The sequence below is a fragment of the Spongiactinospora sp. 9N601 genome, from assembly GCF_044326295.1.
In the GTDB taxonomy this organism is placed as follows: domain Bacteria; phylum Actinomycetota; class Actinomycetes; order Streptosporangiales; family Streptosporangiaceae; genus Spongiactinospora; species Spongiactinospora gelatinilytica.
On the sequence record NZ_JBIRBB010000009.1, the window covers coordinates 417,628 to 438,054 of the forward strand.

Consider the following 20,427-nt stretch of genomic DNA (forward strand, 5'->3'; position numbering starts at 1 on the left):
GGGGCAGCATGCCCTCTCGACGTTAGGCGGCACGTCGGAGCACGGCCAACCCCTAGAGGTTTAGGGGTTGGCCGCCGCTGTGGCCGCTCCGTAGCGTTGGGCCGATCTCATTCGCGTTCGCGCAGGAGTGGGTTTTCAGTGAACAATGAAGCAAAGCTCGTCGAATATCTGAAAAGAGCGACTGCCGACCTGAGAGAGGCCAGGCGCCGCCTGCGCGAAGCCGAATTGAGGGAACACGAGCCGATCGCCATTGTCGGCATGTCGTGCCGCTATCCGGGCGCGGCCGACTCGCCCGAAGGGCTGTGGCGGCTGGTCGCCGATCAGGTGGACGCCATCTCCGGATTCCCGGCCGACCGCGGCTGGGACATCGACGCCGTGTACGACCCGGAGCCGGGCCGGCCCGGCAAGTCGTACGTCCGCGACGGCGGCTTTCTTCACGACGCGGCGGAGTTCGACTCGGCGTTCTTCGGGATCAGCCCGCGCGAGGCGGTGGCCATGGACCCGCAGCAGCGGTTGCTGCTGGAGGTTTCGTGGGAGGCGCTGGAGCGGGCCGGGATCGACCCGCATGGGCTGCGTGCCAGCCAGACGGGCGTGTTCGCCGGGGTCATGTACGACGACTACGGCAGCCGCCCCGGCAAGGTCCCCGAGGACATCGCCGGGTACGTCGGCAACGGCAGCGCGCCCAGCGTCGTGTCCGGGCGGGTCTCCTACCTGTTCGGCTTGGAAGGGCCCGCGGTGACGGTGGACACGGCGTGCTCGTCCTCGCTGGTGGCGCTGCACCTGGCCACACGGTCGCTGCGGCAGGAGGAGTGCTCGCTGGCGCTGGTCGGCGGCGTGACGGTGATGTCCACGCCGTCGATGTTCGTCGACTTCAGCCGGCAGCGCGGGCTGGCCCCCGACGGACGCAGCAAGTCCTTCGCCGCCGCCGCGGACGGCGCGAGCTGGTCCGAGGGCGTGGGCGTGCTGCTGCTGGAGCGGTTGTCGGACGCTCAACGTAACGGGCACCAGGTCTTGGCGGTGGTACGCGGGTCCGCGGTCAACCAGGACGGGGCCTCCAGTGGGCTGACCGCGCCGAACGGTCCCTCGCAGGAGCGGGTGATCCGGCAGGCGCTGGCCAATGCGCGGTTGTCGACAGCCGATGTGGACGTGGTGGAGGCGCACGGTACGGGGACGACGCTGGGCGACCCGATCGAGGCGCAGGCGTTGCTGGCCACTTACGGGCAGGGGCGGTCGGAGCCGCTGCGGCTCGGGTCGATCAAGTCGAACATCGGGCACAGCCAGGCGGCGGCGGGTGTCGCCGGTGTGATCAAGATGGTCATGGCGATGCGGCACGGGGTGTTGCCGCGTACGTTGCACGTGGACGAGCCGACGCCGCATGTGGACTGGTCGGCGGGTGCGGTGGAGCTGCTTACCGAGGCTCGGGAGTGGCCGGCGGGGGATCGGCCGCGCCGGGCCGGGGTGTCCTCGTTCGGGATCAGCGGGACGAACGCGCACGTCATCCTGGAAGAGGCCCCGGAGGAGGAGCCCGCCGAGGTTCGGCCGTTCGACGGTGTGCTGCCGGTGGTGGTCTCGGCGCGGAGTGAGAGCGGGTTGCGTGAGCAGGCCGGTCGGCTGGCCGAGCACCTGCATGCGCATCCGGAGTTGGGGCTTTCCGATGTGGCGGTCTCGCTGACGGAGCGGGCGGCGCTGGAACGGCGTGCGGTGGTGGTCGCCGGGGACCGTGCGGCGTTGCTCGACGGGCTGGACTCGCTGGTTCCGGGTGCCGGGCCGGTGGCGGGGCGGACCGGGATGTTGTTCTCCGGGCAGGGGTCGCAGCGGCTGGGGATGGGCCGGGAGCTTTATGAAACGTTCCCGGTGTTCGCCGGTGTGGTGGATGAAGTGTGCGCGGTGGTCGATCAGGTGCTGGATCGGCCGTTGCGTGAGGTGATGTGGGGTTCCGATGCCGCTGCCCTGGAGCAGACGGCGTATGCGCAGTGTGGTTTGTTCGCGCTTCAGGTGGGCTTGTACCGGCTGGTCGAGTCCTGGGGTGTGGTGCCGGACGCGGTGATGGGGCACTCCATTGGGGAGCTGGCCGCCGCGCATGTGGCCGGGGTGTTCTCGCTTCAGGACGCGGCGGCGCTGGTCGCGGCGCGCGGGCGGTTGATGCAGGCGCTTCCTGAGGGCGGGGCGATGCTCGCTGTCGCCGCCACTGAGGCCGATGTCGTTGCGGCGATGGCGGGGCTTGATCTGTCGATCGCCGCTGTGAACGGGCCTTCGGCGGTGGTGGTGTCCGGGGCTCGGGAGGTGCTGGAGTCCTTCGCGGCCGGGGTGGAGTGGCGGTGCCGGTGGCTGCGGGTGTCGCATGCCTTCCACTCGGGGCTGATGGACCCGATGCTGGAAGCCTTCGCTGAGGCGGCTTCCCGGGTGACGTATTCGAGCCCGCGTATCTCGCTGGTGTCGAACGTGTCCGGCACCTGGGCCGGTGAGGAGGTGTGCTCGCCGGAGTACTGGGTCGAGCATGTCCGGCGGACGGTCCGGTTCGAGGACGGCGTCGCGACCATGGCCGCCGATGGTGTGACCCGGTTCGTGGAGATCGGTCCTGATGGGGTGCTCACCGCCCTGAACGAGGAGCGGGTGTTCGTGCCGCTGCTGCGCAAGGACCGGCCCGAGGTCGAGGCGCTGTGGTGGGGGCTGGGCCGGGCCTGGGCGTCCGGTGTCGCGGTGGACTGGAAGGCCGCGCTGGCGGGCCGGGGGCGGCGGGTGGACCTGCCCACGTACGCGTTCCAGCGTGAGCGCTACTGGCTGGAGCCCGCGCACGATGCCGGGGACGTGACCGGGGTGGGGCAGCGCCCTGCCGACCATCCGCTGCTGGGCGCGGTGGTCACACTGCCCGGTACCGGCGGGGTGGTGCTGACCGGGCGGCTGTCCATCGGCGACCAGCCCTGGCTGGCCGACCACGCCGTACTCGGGCAGGTCATCCTGCCCGGGACGGCCTTCGTGGAACTCGCGTTGCAGGCCGCCGACCGGGTGGACTGCCGGCAGATCGAGGAACTGACCCTGCACGCGCCGCTGCCGGTGCCCGATGACGGCGGGGTCGCGATCCAGGTGGTCGTCGAGGGCGCGGATGAGGCCGGGCGTCGCGCGGTCGCGATCTACAGCGGTTCCTCGTCCGCCACGACCCTGCACGCCTCGGGAACGGTGGCTCCTGGCGACGTCTCCGGTGGCTGGGAGGCGGCGGCCTGGCCTCCGGAGGGGGCCGAGGCCGTGGACATCGCGGGAGCGTACGACGAACTGGCCGAGGCCGGTTATGGCTACGGGCCCGCGTTCCAGGGGCTTCGTGCGGTGTGGCGGCGTGGTCAGGAGGTGTTCGCCGAGGTCGGGCTGCCGGACGCGGCCGATGGCCGTGACTTCGGGGTGCATCCGGCGTTGCTGGACGCGGTGTTGCACGCCGCGCTGGTCGGCGACACGGCGGCCGGGCCGTCGATCCCGTTCGCGTGGAACGGGGTGTCGCTGTTCGCGGCCGGTGTTTCGGTGGTGCGGGTGCGGATCGCACCATCGGGGCCGGATGGGATTTCCGTTGATCTGGCGGATGAGTCCGGTTTGCCGGTGGCGTCGGTGGGGTCGTTGGTCGCGCGGCCGGTGTCGGCTGAGCGGCTGGCGGCGGCTCTGGTGTCGCAGGGCGGGTTCCGGGAGTCGTTGTATCGGCTGGAGTGGGCCGAGGCCGGGTCTGCTGCGGGCGGCTTCGATGGGGTGGTCGTCCCGGATCTGGCGGCGCTGGCCGAAGTTCCGGACACCGTGGCGCTGGTGTGCGAACCGGACGGCGGCGCGGTTCCGGAGTCGGTCCACGCTACGGCCGTTCGGGTTCTGGAGACGGTTCAGCAGTGGCTGGCCGACGACCGGTACCGCGACTCCCGGCTGGTGATCGTGACGCGCGGCGCGGTGGCGGTTTCGGCGCAGGAGACCGTGGCGGACCTGGCCGGTGCGGCGGTCTGGGGTCTGGTGCGGTCGGCGCAGACGGAACATCCAGGGCGATTCGTACTGGTGGACACCGATGGGCCGATTCCCGCGCTGGTGGACGGCGAGCCGGAGTACGCGGTGCGGGAGGGGCGGGTGTTCCTGCCCCGGCTGGCACGGGTGCGGGCGGTGGCGGGAGAGCTGCCGCGGTTGCCGGGTCCGGTGCTGGTGACCGGTGGCACGGGCGGGCTGGGCGCGCTGGTGGCCCGGCACTTGGTGACCGTGCATGGCGTACGCGAACTGCTGCTGGTCGGGCGGCGTGGGCTGGACGCGCCGGGGGCTGTGGAACTGCGTGACGAGCTGGCCGGGCTGGGTGCGTCGGTGGAGGTCGCCGCGTGTGACGTGGCCGACCGGGACGCCCTGGCCGGGCTCCTGGCGGACCGGGCCATCGGCGCGGTGGTCCACACAGCCGGTGTGCTGGACGACGGTGTGGTCGAGGCGCTGACGCCCGAGCGGATGGCCGCCGTACTCCGGCCCAAGGTGGACGCGGCCTGGCACCTGCACGAGCTGTTGCCGGACGTGTCGGCGTTCGTACTGTTCTCCTCCGGAGCCGGGCTGATGGGCAGCGCCGGGCAGGCCAACTACGCGGCGGGCAACGCCTTCCTGGACGCGCTGGCGCAGCGGCGGCGCGCGGATGGGCAGGCCGCCCTGTCGCTGGCCTGGGGTCTGTGGGAGCAGGCCGACGGCATGGGCGGCACGCTGGCCGACGTGGACCGGTCGCGGATGAGCCGCGAAGGCGTGCTCGCCCTGTCCGCGGAGGAAGGGCTGGGCCTGCTGGACACCGCGCTCGGTGTCGATGCGGCGCTGCTGGTGCCCGTGCGGTTCGACCTGAACGCGCTCCGCGCTCGCGGCACGTCGCTGCCCAGCGTGCTCAAGGGGCTGGCGGGCAGGCAGGCCCGGAGCGTCACCCCGTCGCGTGGATCGTCGTGGACGCCGCGGACCGTCCTGGATCTGGTCCGTACGCAGGTGGCGTCGGTACTGGGCCACGGGTCGGCAGAGGCGGTGGAGCCGGAGCGGGCGTTCTCCGACCTGGGCTTCGACTCGCTGACGGCGGTGGAACTGCGCAACGGGCTGGGCTCGGTGACCGGGCTGCGGCTTCCGGCGACGCTGGTCTTCGACTATCCGTCTCCGCAGGTGCTGGCGGAGTACCTGCTGGGCGAGCTGGCCGGGACCGGGCGGGTGAGCACGCCTGCTCCGGTGCGGGCGACGGTGGCCGCCGATGACGACCCCGTGGTGATCGTCGGCATGTCGTGCCGGTATCCGGGCGGGGTGGACTCGCCCGAGGGCCTGTGGCGGCTGGTCGCCGATCGGGTCGATGCGATCTCCGGGTTCCCGACGGATCGCGGGTGGGACATCGACGCGGTTTTCGATCCGGAGCCTGGCGTACCTGGCCGCTCGTATGTGCGCGACGGCGGGTTCCTGCATGATGCGGCGGAGTTCGATCCGGGGTTCTTCGGGATCAGCCCGCGTGAGGCGCTGGCGATGGACCCGCAGCAGCGGCTGCTGCTGGAGGTTTCGTGGGAGGCGCTGGAGCGGGCCGGGATCGACCCGCACGGGCTGCGGGGCAGCCGGACCGGCGTCTTCGCCGGGGTGATGTACCACGACTACGCCGACTCCGGCACCGGCGGCAGCGTGGTGTCGGGGCGGGTCTCCTACACGTTCGGGCTGGAGGGTCCGGCGGTGTCGGTGGACACCGCGTGTTCGTCGTCGCTGGTGGCACTGCATTGGGCCGCCCAGGCGCTGCGGCAGGGCGAGTGTTCGCTGGCGCTGGCGGGCGGTGTCACCGTGATGGCGACGCCGGGCTCCTTCGTGGAGTTCTCGCTACAGCGGGGGCTGGCCCCTGACGGGCGCAGTAAGTCCTTCGCCGGTGCGGCGGACGGGACAAGCTGGTCCGAGGGCGTCGGGGTGCTGGTACTTGAGCGGCTGTCGGACGCCCGGCGCAACGGGCACGAGGTGCTGGCCGTGCTGCGCGGGTCGGCGATCAACCAGGACGGGGCCTCCAATGGGCTGACCGCGCCGAACGGGCCCTCGCAGGAACGGCTGGTGTGGCAGACGCTGGCCAATGCCGGTCTGTCGGCGCACGACGTCGATGCGGTGGAGGCGCACGGCACCGGGACCACGCTGGGCGACCCGATCGAGGCCCAGGCGTTGCTGGCCACCTATGGGCAGGGGCGGACCGAGCCGCTGCGGTTGGGCTCGATCAAGTCGAACATCGGGCACAGCCAGGCGGCGGCGGGTGTCGCCGGTGTGATCAAGATGGTCATGGCGATGCGGCACGGGGTGCTTCCGGCCACGTTGCACGTGGATGCGCCGACGCCGCATGTGGACTGGTCGGCCGGGGCGGTGGAGCTGCTTACCGAGGCCCGGGAGTGGCCGCAGGTGGACCGGCCGCGCCGGGCCGGGGTGTCGTCGTTCGGGATCAGCGGCACCAACGCACACGTCATCATCGAGCAGGCGCCGGAGGTGGAACCCGCCGAGGTCGAGCCGTCCGGTGTGGTGCCGGTGGTGGTGTCGGCGCGGACCGAGTCGGGGCTGCATGAGCAGGCCGAGCGGCTTGCCGAGCACCTGCGGGCGCATCCTGAGCTGGAGATCGCCGATGTGGCGTACTCGCTGACCGCGCGGGCGGCGCTGGAACGGCGTGCGGTGGTCGTGGCCGGGGATCGGGATGGGCTGCTGGACGGGCTGGACGGGCTGGATGCCGGCCCTGCCGTACTGGCGGGGCGGACCGGGATGCTGTTCTCCGGTCAGGGGTCGCAGCGGCTGGGGATGGGCCGGGAGCTTTATGAGGCGTTTGCGGTGTTCGCCGGTGTGGTGGACGAGGTCTGCGCTGTGGTCGATCAGGTGCTGGACCGTCCGCTGCGCGAGGTCATGTGGGGCTCGGACGCGTCGGCTCTGGAGCAGACCGCCTATGCGCAGTGCGGGCTGTTCGCCCTGCAAGTCGGCTTGTACCGGCTGGTGGAGTCCTGGGGTGTGGTGCCCGATGCGGTGATGGGCCACTCGATCGGTGAACTGGCCGCCGCGCACATCGCGGGGGTCTTCTCACTGCGCGATGCGGCGGCGCTGGTGGCCGCTCGCGGGCGGTTGATGCAGGCCCTTCCCGAGGGTGGCGCGATGCTCGCTGTCGCCGCCACGGAAGCCGACGTCGCCGAGGCCGTGACTGGGCTTGATCTTTCGATTGCCGCTGTGAACGGGCCTTCGGCGGTCGTGCTGTCGGGGGATCGCCAGGCGTTGGAGGAGTTCGCGGGCCGGGTGGAGTGGCGGTGCCGGTGGCTGCGGGTGTCGCATGCCTTCCACTCGGGGCTGATGGACCCGATGCTCGACGCCTTCGCCGAGGCCGCCGCCAACGTGACGTACGCGAGCCCGCGCATCCCGCTGGTGTCGAACGTGTCCGGGACCTGGGCCGGTGAGGAGGTGTGCTCGCCGGAGTACTGGGTGCAGCATGTGCGCCGGACGGTCCGGTTCGAGGACGGCGTCGCGACCATGGCCGCCGATGGTGTGACCCGGTTCGTGGAGATCGGTCCTGATGGGGTGCTCACCGCCCTGAACGAGGAGCGGTTGTTCGTGCCGCTGCTGCGCAAGGACCGGCCCGAGGTCGAGGCGCTGTGGTGGGGGCTGGGCGGGGCCTGGGCGTCCGGTGTCGCGGTGGACTGGAAGGCCGCGCTGGCGGGCCGGGGGCGGCGGGTGGACCTGCCCACGTACGCGTTCCAGCGTGAGCGGTACTGGCTGAACAGCGGTGGCGGTGTCGGCGATCCCGCCTCGCTGGGGCAGGTGGCGGCGGAGCACCCGTTGCTCGGTGCCCTGGTGGCGCTGCCGGAGTCCGATGGGGTGGTACTGACCGGGCGGCTCTCCGTGCAGGATCAGCCGTGGCTGGCCGACCACGCCGTGTTCGGGCAGGTCATCCTGCCCGGGACCGCCTTCGTGGAGTTGGTCCTGCAAGGCGCGGAACGCGTGGGGTGCGAGCGGATCGAGGAGCTGACCCTGCACGCGCCGTTGCCGGTGCCGGAGGAAGGCACGCTGGCGATACGCGTCACGATCGGCTCCCTGGACGATGGCCGGCGCACCGTCGCGGTCCACTCGTGTGCGGGTGACCCCGAGGCCGACGCGTCGTGGGTCCTCCACGCCACGGGCACTCTCGCCGACTCTCCCGACACGATCGAACCTCGTACGGACCTCACCGCCTGGCCGCCGCCTGGCGCCACTCCGGTCCCGATCGATGGGCTGTATCCCCGGCTGGCCGAGGCCGGTTATGGCTACGGGCCCGCGTTCCAGGGGCTTCGTGCGGTGTGGCGGCGCGGCGAGGAGGTGTTCGCCGAGGTCGGGCTGCCGGACGCGGCGGGGGCCCGTGGGTTCGGGGTGCATCCGGCGCTGTTCGACGCGGTGTTGCATGCCGCGCTGGTCGATGACGTGGCGTCGGGGCCGTCGATTCCGTTCGCGTGGAACGGGGTTTCGCTGTTCGCGCCGGGCGCGGCCGTGGTGCGGGTGCGGATCGCCGCATCCGGCCTGGACGGGGTGTCCGTTGATCTGGCGGACGAGTCCGGTTTGCCGGTGGCGTCGGTGGGGTCGCTCGTGTCGCGGCCGGTCTCGGCCGAGCGGCTGGCGGCGGCTCTGGTGTCGCAGGGCGGCTTCCGGGAGTCGTTGTATCGGCTGGAGTGGGCCGAGGCCGGGTCTGCTGCGGGTGCGTTGGATGGGGTGGTCGTCCCGGAGCCGGCGGCGCTGGCCGAAGCTCCGGACACCGTGGCACTGCTTCACGAGCCTGGTGCAGGCGATTCGGTGGAAGCGGTACATGAGGCTGCGGCGTGGGCGTTGGCCGTGGTTCAGGACTGGCTCGCCGATGAGCGGTTCGCCGCATCCCGGCTGGTGATCGTGACTCGTGGTGCGGTCGCGGTCCGGCCGGATGAGACCGTGGAGGACCTGGCCGGTGCGGCGGTCCGGGGTCTGGTGCGGTCGGCGCAGACCGAACATCCGGGGCGGTTCGTCCTGGTGGACACCGATGGGCCGATTCCCGCGCTGGTGGACGGCGAGCCGGAGTACGCGGTTCGTGAAGGGCGGGTGTTCGTGCCCAGGCTGGCCCGGGTACGGCCGGCGGCCGGGGAGTCGCCCCGGGTGTCGGGTCCGGTGCTGGTGACCGGTGGCACGGGCGGGCTGGGCGCGTTGGTGGCCCGGCACCTGGTTTCCGTGCATGGGGTGCGGGAGTTGCTGCTGGTCGGTCGGCGTGGGCTGGACGCGCCCGGCGCGGTCGGGCTGCGCGATGAGCTGGCGGGGCTGGGTGCGTCGGTGGAGGTCGCCGCGTGTGATGTGGCCGACCGTGATGCGCTGGCGGGGCTGCTGGCGGGGCGCGAAGTGGGTGCGGTGGTGCATGCGGCCGGTGTGCTGGATGACGGTGTGGTCGAGGCGTTGACGCCGGAGCGGTTGAGCAGGGTGTTGCGGCCGAAGGTGGACGCGGCTTGGCATCTGCACGAGCTGTTGCCGGATGTGTCGGTGTTCGTGGTGTTCTCGTCGCTGTCTGGGGTGCTGGGCGCGGCGGGGCAGGCGAACTATGCGGCGGGCAACGCGTTTTTGGACGCGCTGGCTTCGCGGCGGCGGGGTGGTCTGTCGCTGGCGTGGGGTCTGTGGGAGCAGGCCGAGGGCATGGGCGGCACGCTGGCCGAGGTGGACCGGTCGCGGATGAGCCGCGAAGGCGTACGCGCGCTGACCGCCGACGAAGGGCTGGGCCTGCTGGACGCGGCGCTGGGCATCGAGGCTGCGGCCTTGGTACCGGTGAAGCTGGACCTGGCCGCGCTCCGCGCGCAGGGCGAGTCGCTGCCCACTGCCCTGCGTGGCCTGGCGCAGGTCAAGCGGCAGCGGGCCGCCGAGACCACGCCGGACGGGCTGGCCGGCCGACTGGCCGGACTTGCCGAGGCCGAGCGGGAGCGCGTGGTCATCGACCTGGTGCGGGCCCAGGTGGCGTCGGTACTGGGGCACGGGTCGGCCGAGGCGGTGGAGGCGGAACGGGCGTTCTCGGACCTGGGCTTCGACTCGCTGACCGCCGTGGAACTGCGCAACCGGCTGGGTACGGTCACCGGCCTGCGGCTCCCGGCGACGCTGGTCTTCGACTATCCGTCTCCGCGAGTTCTGGCGGAGTACCTGCTGGGTGAGGTCGTGGGCACCGGAGACGTGGCGGCTCCGGTGCCGGCCGCGACCGTGGCCGTTGACGACGATCCCGTGGTGATCGTGGGGATGTCCTGCCGGTATCCGGGTGGGGTGAGCGGTCCGGAGGAGTTGTGGCGGCTGGTCGCGGGCCAGGTGGACGCCATCTCCGGCTTCCCCGCCGACCGGGGCTGGGACATCGACGGCGTCTACGACCCGGAACCGGAGCAGCCCGGCAAGTCGTATGTGCGCGATGGCGGGTTCCTGCATGATGCGGCGGACTTCGACCCCGGGTTCTTCGGGATCAGCCCGCGTGAGGCGCTGGCCATGGACCCGCAGCAGCGGCTGCTGCTTGAGGTTTCGTGGGAGGCGCTGGAACGGACCGGCATCGATCCGTTGTCACTGCGGGGCAGCCGGACGGGCGTCTTCGCCGGGGTGATGTACCACGACTACCTCGACTCCAGCAGTGGCGGCAGCGTGGTGTCCGGGCGGATCTCCTACACCTTCGGGCTGGAAGGCCCGGCGATCAGCGTCGACACGGCGTGCTCGTCCTCGCTGGTCGCGCTGCACCTGGCGGCGCAGTCGCTCCGGCAGGGGGAGTGCTCGCTGGCGCTGGTCGGCGGCGTGACGGTGATGGCGACGCCGGATTCGTTCGTGGAGTTCTCCCGGCAGCGGGGCCTCGCGCCGGACGGGCGGAGTAAGTCGTTCGCGGCGGCGGCCGATGGTGTGGCCTGGGGTGAAGGCGTCGGCGTGCTGGTGGTGGAGCGGCTGTCGGACGCCCGCCGCAACGGGCACGAGGTACTGGCCGTGGTACGCGGGTCGGCGATCAACCAGGACGGGGCCTCCAACGGCCTGACCGCGCCGAACGGTCCTTCGCAGGAGCGGGTGATCCGGCAGGCGCTGGCCAATTCCCAACTGTCGGCGGCCGACGTGGACGTGGTGGAGGCGCACGGGACCGGGACGACCTTGGGCGACCCGATCGAGGCGCAGGCGCTGCTGGCCACGTACGGGCAGAACCGGCAGGAGCCGCTGCTCCTTGGGTCGATCAAGTCCAATATCGGGCACACCCAGGCGGCGGCGGGCGTGGCCGGTGTGATCAAGATGGTGATGGCCATGCGGAACGGCGTACTGCCCCGCACCCTTCACCTGGACGAGCCGACGCCCCATGTGGACTGGTCGGCCGGGGCCGTCGAGCTGCTGACCGAGGCCCGCGAATGGCCGCAGGTGGATCGGCCGCGCCGGGCCGGGGTGTCGTCGTTCGGGATCAGCGGCACCAACGCACACGTGATCATCGAGCAGGCCCCTGAGCTGGGAGAGCAGCCTGCCGGACCGGAGCCGTTCGAGGTCGTGCCGGTGGTCGTCTCGGCGCGGACCGAGGCCGGGTTGCGTGCGCAGGCCGAGCGGCTGGCCGAGCATCTGCGGGCGCGGCCGGAGTTGGAACTGTCCGACGTGGCGTTCTCGCTGACGGAGCGGGCGGCGCTGGAACGGCGTGCGGTGGTCGTCGCCGGTGACCGTGCGACGTTGCTCGACGGCCTGGACGGGCTCGACCTCGGCGCGGGGCCGGTGCAGGGCCGGACCGGTCTGCTGTTCTCCGGGCAGGGCTCGCAGCGGCTCGGGATGGGCCGGGAGCTGTACGAGACCTTCGACGTGTTCGCCCGCGTGGTGGACGAGGTCTGCGCCGTGACCGACCAGGTGCTGGACCGGCCGTTGCGCGAGGTGATGTGGGGCTCCGACGCTGCTGCGCTGGAGCAGACCGCCTACGCCCAGTGCGGCCTGTTCGCCCTGCAAGTGGGGCTGTATCGGCTGGTGGAGTCCTGGGGTGTGGTGCCCGATGTGGTGATGGGCCACTCGATCGGCGAGCTGGCCGCCGCGCACATCGCGGGGGTCTTCTCGCTGCGCGATGCGGCGGCGCTGGTCGCGGCGCGCGGGCGGTTGATGCAGGCGTTGCCCGAGGGCGGGGCGATGCTGGCCGTCGCCGCCGCCGAAGCCGATGTCGTCCAGGCGATGGAAGGACTGGGCCTGTCGATCGCGGCCGTCAACGGCCCCAAGGCCGTGGTGGTCTCCGGGGATCGCCAGGCGTTGGAGGGGTTCGCGGCGCGGGTGGAGTGGCGGTCCCGCCGGCTGCGGGTCTCGCACGCGTTCCACTCGGCGCTGATGGACCCGATGCTCGACGCCTTCGCCGAGGCCGCCGCCAACGTGACGTACGCGAGCCCGCGCATCCCGCTGGTGTCGAACGTGTCCGGCACCTGGGCCGGTGAGGAGGTGTGCTCGCCGGAGTACTGGGTCGAGCATGTGCGCCGGACCGTCCGGTTCGAGGACGGCGTCGCGACCATGGCTGCCGATGGTGTGACCCGGTTCGTGGAGATCGGCCCCGATGGCGTGCTCACCGCCCTGAACGAAGAGCGGCTGTTCATCCCCCTGCTCCGCAAGGACCGCTCCCAGGTCGAAGCACTGTGGTCCGGTCTCGGCCAGGCTTGGGCCTCCGGCGTGAGCGTGGACTGGAAGGCCGTACTCGCCGGTCGGGGCCGCCGCGTGGACCTGCCCACGTACGCCTTCCAGCACGAACGCTTCTGGCTGGAGTCCGCGCACGACGCCGGGGACGTGACCCGCGTGGGCCAGAGCCCCGCCGATCACCCCTTGATCGGCGCGGTGGTCACGCTGCCCGGTACCGGCGGCGTGGTCCTCACCGGCCGCCTGTCCCTCGGCGACCAGCCGTGGCTAGCCCAGCACACCGTGCTCGGCCAGGTCATCCTCCCCGGCACCGCACTCGTCGAACTCGCCCTCCAGGCCGCCGACCAGACCGGTTGCCGTACGGTCGAGGAGCTGACCCTGCACGCCCCCCTGGTGATCCCCGAGCAGGGCGGGATCGCGCTGCGGATATCGGTCGATGCCGCCGGCGAGCAAGGTCGCCGGCCCATCGAGTTCCATTCGCTCCCCGAGCGCGCCGCGCCCGGCACCCCGTGGACCCTGCACGCCACGGGCCTGCTCACCGAAGCCCCGTACACCGCCGCCGCCACCGAAGACCTCACGGCGTGGCCGCCGCCAGGAGCAGAACCGCTCTCCCTGGACGGCTTCTACGCCCGGCTCGCCGCCGACTCCATGTCCTACGGCCCCCTGTTCCAGGGCCTGCGGGCGGCGTGGCGGCGCGGTGAGGAGCTGTACGCCGAGGTGGCCCTGCCCGAGGAGGCGGCGGAGCAGTCCGGGTTCGGCCTGCACCCGGCCCTGCTCGATGCCGCCCTGCACGCCACCGACCTGCTGGGCCGCATCGCGCCGGGCCCGGTGCTGCCCTTCGCCTGGGAGAATGTCTCGCTGCACGCGGACGGCGCGAGGAGCCTGCGGGCGCGGATCACGCGGTCGCGCACCGGCCCGGACGCGCTCGCCCTCACGCTGACCGACGAGGCCGGAACGCTGGTCGCGTCGGTGGGGTCCATCGTCATCCGCCCGGTGACCGAGGAGCACCTGGCGGCGGCGCGGTCCGAGCCGTTGTTCCGGGTGGACTGGACCCGGCTCGACACCCGCCCGCAGGCCCAGCGGCACATCGGTGCGGTACTGGGCGCGGACGCCACCGAGGCCCACCTGGGCGCGCCGGTCTATCCGGACGTGGCGTCGCTGGCCGAGGCGGGCGTACCGCAGACCGTGGCGCTGCTGTGCGACCGGGACGGCGGCGCGCTTCCGGAGTCGGTACACGCGACGGCCGTCCGGGTGCTGGAGACGCTGCGGCAGTGGCTGGCCGACGACCGGTGCCGGGACTCGCGGCTGGTGGTCGTGACGCGCGGCGCGGTCGCGGTGCGGCCGGGCGAGGTCGTGGAGGACCTGGCCGGTGCGGCGGTCTGGGGCCTGGTCCGGTCGGCGCAGGCCGAGCACCCGGGCCGGTTCGTGCTGGTGGACACCGACGGCCCGGTACTTCCGGCCGGGGACGAGCCGGAGCTTGCGGTCCGGGGCGTCGAGGTCTACGTGCCCCGCCTGACCCGGGTACGCCCGGCCGGGGAACTGCCGAGGCTGGCGGGCCCGGTACTGGTGACCGGCGGCACCGGCGGCCTGGGCGCGCTGGTGGCCCGCCACCTGGTGACCACGCACGACGTACGCGAACTGCTGCTGACGAGCCGCCGGGGCCTGGACGCGCCCTGCGCGGCCGAGCTGCGCGACGAGCTGACCGCGCTCGGCGCGGACGTCGAGATCGCCGCCTGCGACGTGGCCGACCGCGACGCCCTGGCCGGGCTGCTCGCGGGCCGCGAGCTGGGCGCGGTCGTTCACGCGGCCGGGGTGCTGGACGACGGCGTGGTCGAGTCCATGACGCCGGACCGGATGGCCAAGGTGCTCCGCCCCAAGGTGGACGCGGCCTGGCACCTGCACGAGCTGCTGCCGGACGTGCCCGCGTTCGTGCTGTTCTCGTCGCTGACCGGGGCGCTCGGCGCGGCGGGCCAGGCCAACTACGCGACCGCCAACGCCTTCCTGGACGCGCTGGCCCAGCATCGGCAGGGCCACGGGCTGGCCGCGCTGTCGCTGGAGTGGGGCCTGTGGGAGCAGGCCGACGGCATGGGCGGCTCGCTGGCCGAGGCGGATCTGTCGCGGATGGCCCGCGACGGCGTGCTCGCGCTGACCGCCGACGAAGGGCTGAGCCTGCTGGACGCGGCCTTGGGCGTGGACGCCCCGGCCCTGATGCCGGTCAAGGTGGACTTCGCCGCCCTGGCCGCCGCCGGGGAGTCCGCCCCGGCCCTGCTGCGCGGCCTGGTGCAGGTCAAGCGGCAGCGGACGGCCGAGGCCACGCCGGACGGGCTGGAGGGCCGGCTGGCCGGGCTTGCCGAGGCCGAGCGGGAGCGCGTGGTGATCGACCTGGTCCGGGCCCAGGTGGCGTCGGTACTGGGGCACGGGTCGCCGGAGACGGTGGAGCCGGAACGGGCGTTCTCCGACCTGGGCTTCGACTCGCTGACCGCCGTGGAACTGCGCAACCGGCTCGGCACGGTCACCGGCCTGCGCCTCCCGGCGACGCTGATCTTCGACTACCCGTCGCCCCGGGTGCTGGCGGAGTACCTGCTTGACGAGGTCGTGGGCACCGGAGAGGCGGCGGCCCTGGAACCGGCGGCGGCGGTCGCCGTCGATGACGATCCCATCGTGATCGTCGGCATGTCCTGCCGCTATCCGGGCGCGGCCGACTCGCCGGAGGAGCTGTGGCGGCTGGTCGCGGACCAGGTGGACGCCATCACCGGCTTCCCGGCCGACCGGGGCTGGGACGTCGGCGCGGTGTACGACCCGGAGCCGGGCAAGGCCGGGAAGTCCTATGTGCGCGACGGCGGGTTCCTGCACCACGCGGCCGAGTTCGACCCGGGGTTCTTCGGGATCAGCCCGCGTGAGGCGCTGGCGATGGACCCGCAGCAGCGACTGCTGCTGGAGGTTTCGTGGGAGGCGCTGGAGCGCGCGGGGATCGACCCGCACGCGCTGCGCGGCAGCCGGACCGGCGTCTTCGCCGGGGTCATGTACCACGACTACGCCGAATCCAACAGCAGCGGCAGCGTGGTCTCCGGCCGCGTCTCCTACACGTTCGGGCTGGAAGGCCCGGCGGTGTCGGTGGACACGGCGTGCTCGTCCTCGCTGGTCGCGCTGCACCTGGCGGCGCAGTCGCTGCGGCAGGGCGAATGCTCGCTGGCATTGGCCGGCGGCGTCGCCGTGATGGCCACCCCGGACTCCTTCGTGGAGTTCTCCCGGCAGCGGGGCCTCGCGCCGGACGGGCGGTCCAAGTCGTTCGCGGCGGCGGCCGATGGTGTGGCCTGGGGTGAAGGCGTCGGCGTGCTGGTGGTCGAGCGGCTGTCGGACGCCCGGCGCAACGGGCACGAGGTGCTGGCCGTGGTACGCGGCTCGGCGATCAACCAGGACGGGGCCTCCAACGGCCTGACCGCGCCGAACGGTCCCTCGCAGGAGCGGGTGATCCGGCAGGCGCTGGCCAACGCCCGCCTGACGACCGCCGACGTCGATGCGGTCGAGGCGCACGGCACCGGCACCACGCTGGGCGACCCCATCGAGGCGCAGGCGCTGCTCGCCACCTACGGGCAGAACCGGCAGGAGCCGCTGCACCTGGGGTCGATCAAGTCCAACATCGGCCACACCCAGGCCGCCGCCGGTGTCGCCGCAGTGATCAAGATGGTCATGGCGATGCGGCACGGGGTGCTGCCCGCCACCCTGCATGTGGACGAGCCCACCCCGCATGTGGACTGGTCCGCCGGGGCGGTGGAACTCCTCACCGAGCCCCGGGACTGGCCGGAAGTGGACCGGCCGCGCCGGGCCGGGGTGTCCTCGTTCGGGATCAGCGGCACCAACGCGCACATCATCCTGGAACAGGCCCCGGAAGAGGAGGAGCCCGCCGAGGCCGAGCCGTCCGGCGGCGTACTGCCGCTGATCGTGTCGGCGCGGACCGAGGCCGGGCTGCGCGAGCAGGCCGGACGCCTGGCCGCGCACCTGCGCGCGCACCCCGGGCTGGAGATCGCCGACGTGGCGTACTCGCTGACGACCCGGGCGGCGCTGGAACGGCGCTCGGTCGTCGTCGCCGCCGACCGGGACCAGGCGCTGGACGGGCTGGCGCTGGTCGCGGCCGGTCAGGGCGTGCGGGGCGGCGGCTCGCCGGTGGGCGCGGCCGGGGTGGTGTTCGTCTTCCCCGGCCAGGGGTCGCAGTGGGCGGGCATGTGCGTCGAGCTGCTGGAGAGTTCGCCGGTGTTCGCCGAGGCGATGGACCGGTGCGCGGCGGCGCTTGCGGAGTGGGTCGACTGGCGGCTGCTGGACGTCGTGCGGGGCACGGCCGGGGCGCCGTCGCTGGAGCGGGTGGACGTGGTCCAGCCGGTGCTGTGGGCGGTCATGGTCTCACTGGCCGAGCAATGGCAGGCGCACGGCGTACGCCCCGCCGCCGTCGTCGGGCACTCGCAGGGCGAGATCGCCGCGGCCTGCGTCGCCGGGGCGCTGAGCCTGCGCGACGGGGCACGCGTGGTCGCGCTGCGCAGCAGGCTGATCGCCGAGCTGGTGACCGGGCTGAGCGGCGGCATGATGTCGGTCGCGCTGCCCGCCGACGAGGCCGAGCGACTGGTCGCGGGCACCGGGCTGTCGGTGGCGGCGGTCAACGGCGCGGGCTCGGTGGTGCTCTCCGGCGACGGCCGCGAGCTGGACGAACTGGCGGCGGCCCTGGAAGGGCGCGGGGTCCGGTACAAGCGGGTCCCGGTGGACTACGCCTCGCACTCGGCGCACGTCGAGGTATTGCGTGAGCGGCTGCTGGAGGACCTAGCCCCGATCCGGCCGCGCCCTGCGCAGGTGCCGTTCTACTCGACGGTCACCGGAGGCCAGCTCGACACCATCGAGCTGGACGCCGCCTACTGGTACACCAACCTGCGGCAGACCGTGCGCTTCGCGCCCGTGGTGCGGACCCTGCTGGGGCAGGGGCTGCGGGCGTTCGTGGAGTCCAGCCCGCACCCGGTGCTGACGGTCGGCGTGTCGGAGACCGCCGAGGCCGCCGGGGTGGACGTGGTGGCGGTGGGCACGCTGCGCCGCGACGAGGGCGGGCCGGAGCGGTTCCTGACGTCGATGGGCGAACTGTGGGCGTCGGGGGCGGCCGTGGACTGGCCCGCGGCGATCGGCGGTGGCCGCCGGGTGCCGCTGCCGACGTACGCCTTCCAGCGCGAGCGCTTCTGGCTGGAGCCGGCACCGGCGGCCGACGTGTCGGCGGCCGGGCTGACCGAGGCGGGGCACCCGCTGCTCGGCGCGGTGGTCCGGCTGCCCGGTTCCGGCGGGGTGGTGCTGACCGGGCGGCTGTCGGTGCGGGCGCAGCCCTGGCTGGCCGACCACGCGCTGTTCGGCCGGCTGATCCTGCCGGGGACCGGCTTCGTGGAACTGGCGATCCGGGCCGGTGACGAGGTGGGCTGCGGCGTGGTGGAGGAACTGGTGCTGCACGAGCCGCTGGTCATCCCCGAGGACGGCGGCGTCGCCATCTCGGTGGTGGTCGAGGCGGCGGACGACTCCGGACGCCGGTCGCTGGCCGTTCACGGCCCGGGCGACATCCTGCACGCCTCCGGTGTGCTGGCCCCCTACGGCGACGGCACCGGCCGGACCGCCGACCTGGCGGCCCTGGCGGCATGGCCGCCCCGGGACGCCGAGCCGATCGACCTGACCGGCTTCTACGACGAGATGGCCGCCCGTGGCTACGGGCACGGTCCCGAGTTCCAGGGGCTGCGCGCCGCCTGGCGTACGCGGGACGGGGTCGTCGCCGAGGTCGCGTTGCCCGAGGGCGCGAACGCCGACGGCGGGCTGCACCCGGCGCTGCTGGACGCGGTGCTGCACGCCGCCCCGCTGATCGAGGCCGGCGAGCGGCAGGACGACGGGCCGCTGATCCCGTTCGCGTGGAACGGAGTGACGCTGCACACGGCGGGGGCCTCGCACGTACGGGCCCGGCTCACGACGACGCCGGACGCGCCGGAGGCGCTGTCCATCGAACTGACCGACCTGACCGGCGCGCCGGTCGCCTCGGTCCGGTCGCTGACCCTGCGCGCGGTGTCGGTGCGGCAGCTCAGCGAGGCCCAGGTCGCGCAGACCGGCGACCTCGCGTCCCTGCTGTACCGGGTGGAGTGGTCGAAGACGTCCGCCAGCGGCACTCCGGCGGGCGACGAGCCGGTGCTGGAATGCCCGCGCCACGACGGCGGCATGCCCGGGGCGGTCCACGAGACCGTGCTCGCCGTGCTGCGGGCCGTCAAGGACCACCTGGCCGACGAAGCGGCCACGGCGCCGCTGGTGATCGTGACCCGCGGCGCGGTGGCCGCGACTCCCGGCGAACGCGTCCAGGACCTCGCCGGGGCCGCGGTGTGGGGCCTGGTACGGGCGGCGCAGGCCGAGCACCCGGGCCGGTTCGTGCTGGTGGACACCGACGGCCCGGTCCTGCTGGCCGGGGACGAACCGCAGGTCGCCGTACGGGACGGCGCGGTGTACGCGCCCGCCCTGGTAAAGGTCCGCGCGGCGGCCGGGGAACCCCCGGCCGTGCCCGGCCAGGTGCTGATCACCGGCGGCACCGGCGGGCTCGGCGCGCTGGTGGCCCGCCACCTGGTGACCGAGCGCGGCCTGCGGAACCTGCTGCTGGTCAGCCGCCGCGGCCCCGACGCGCCCGGCGCGGCCGAACTGCGCGACGACCTGACCGGGCTGGGGGCGAACGTCGAGATCGCCGCCTGCGACATCGCCGACCGCGACGCCCTGGCCGCCCTGCTGGCGGGCCGTTCCGTCGGGGCGGTCGTCCACGCGGCCGGGGTGCTGGACGACGGCGTGATCGAGTCCATGACGCCGGACCGGCTGGCGGCGGTGTTCCGGCCCAAGGCCGACGCCGCCTGGCACCTGCACGAACTACTGCCGGACGTGTCGGCGTTCGTCCTGTTCTCCTCGGCCACGGGCGTGCTCGGCGGCCCGGGACAGGCCAACTACGCCGCCGCCAACGCCTTCCTGGACGCCCTCGCCGAACAGCGCCGGGCGGACGGGCGATCGGCCGTGTCGCTGGCGTGGGGCCTGTGGGAGCAGGCCACCGGCATGACCGGCGAACTCGCCGACCGCGACCTTTCCCGGATGGCCCGCGAAAGCGTGCTCGCCCTGTCGGAACGCGAAGGGCTGGCGCTGCTGGACGCCGCGCTCGGCATGGACGCCGCGACGCTCGTCCCGGTGAAGTTCGACCCGGCCTCGATCTCCCGGACGACCTCGCCGATGCTGCGCGGCCTGGTCCCCGCCAGGCGCCGCGCCACCGGCGAGGACCTGGCCGGCGGGCAGGACCTCCGCCGCAGGCTCGCCGAACTGCCGGACGCCGAGCGCGAGCGCGCCCTGCTCGACCTGGTACGCGGCCAGGTCGCGACGGTACTCGGGCACGCCTCCGCCGACGAGGTGTCCGCCGACCGCGCCTTCAAGGAGGTCGGTTTCGACTCCCTCACCGCGCTCGAACTCCGCAACCGGCTGGGCGCGGCCGTCGCGCTGCGACTGCCCGCCACCCTCGTCTTCGACTACCCGACCCCGGCCCACCTGGCCGCATACCTCAAGTCCGAGCTGTTCGACGACGTCGATCCCGCACAGGACGTGCTCAAGGAGATCGACCGGCTGGAAGCGGCCCTGGCCGGGCTGCCCGGCCCGGCCGGCTCCCGCATCACCGCGCGCCTGGAGGCGCTGGTCCGCCAGTGGCAGGACAAGGACCACGGCCTGGACGGGCCACCCGTATCCGAGACGGACCTGGAGTCGGCCACCGACGACGAGCTGTTCGCGGTGCTCGACGGCGAATTCGGTGTCCGCGGCGACGAGAACCTTTGATCGTTG

General features: G+C 73.2%; 1 protein-coding gene. It reads left to right on the forward strand.

The window, feature by feature from the left end; genetic code table 11:
• The first annotated feature begins 138 nt into the window (after nucleotides 1–138).
• Nucleotides 139–20,421: an SDR family NAD(P)-dependent oxidoreductase gene (locus tag ACH34R_RS23985; protein ID WP_397563750.1), complete on the forward strand. Its 20,283-nt coding sequence runs from the start codon at nucleotides 139–141 to the stop codon at nucleotides 20,419–20,421.
• Nucleotides 20,422–20,427: the final 6 nt, after the last annotated feature.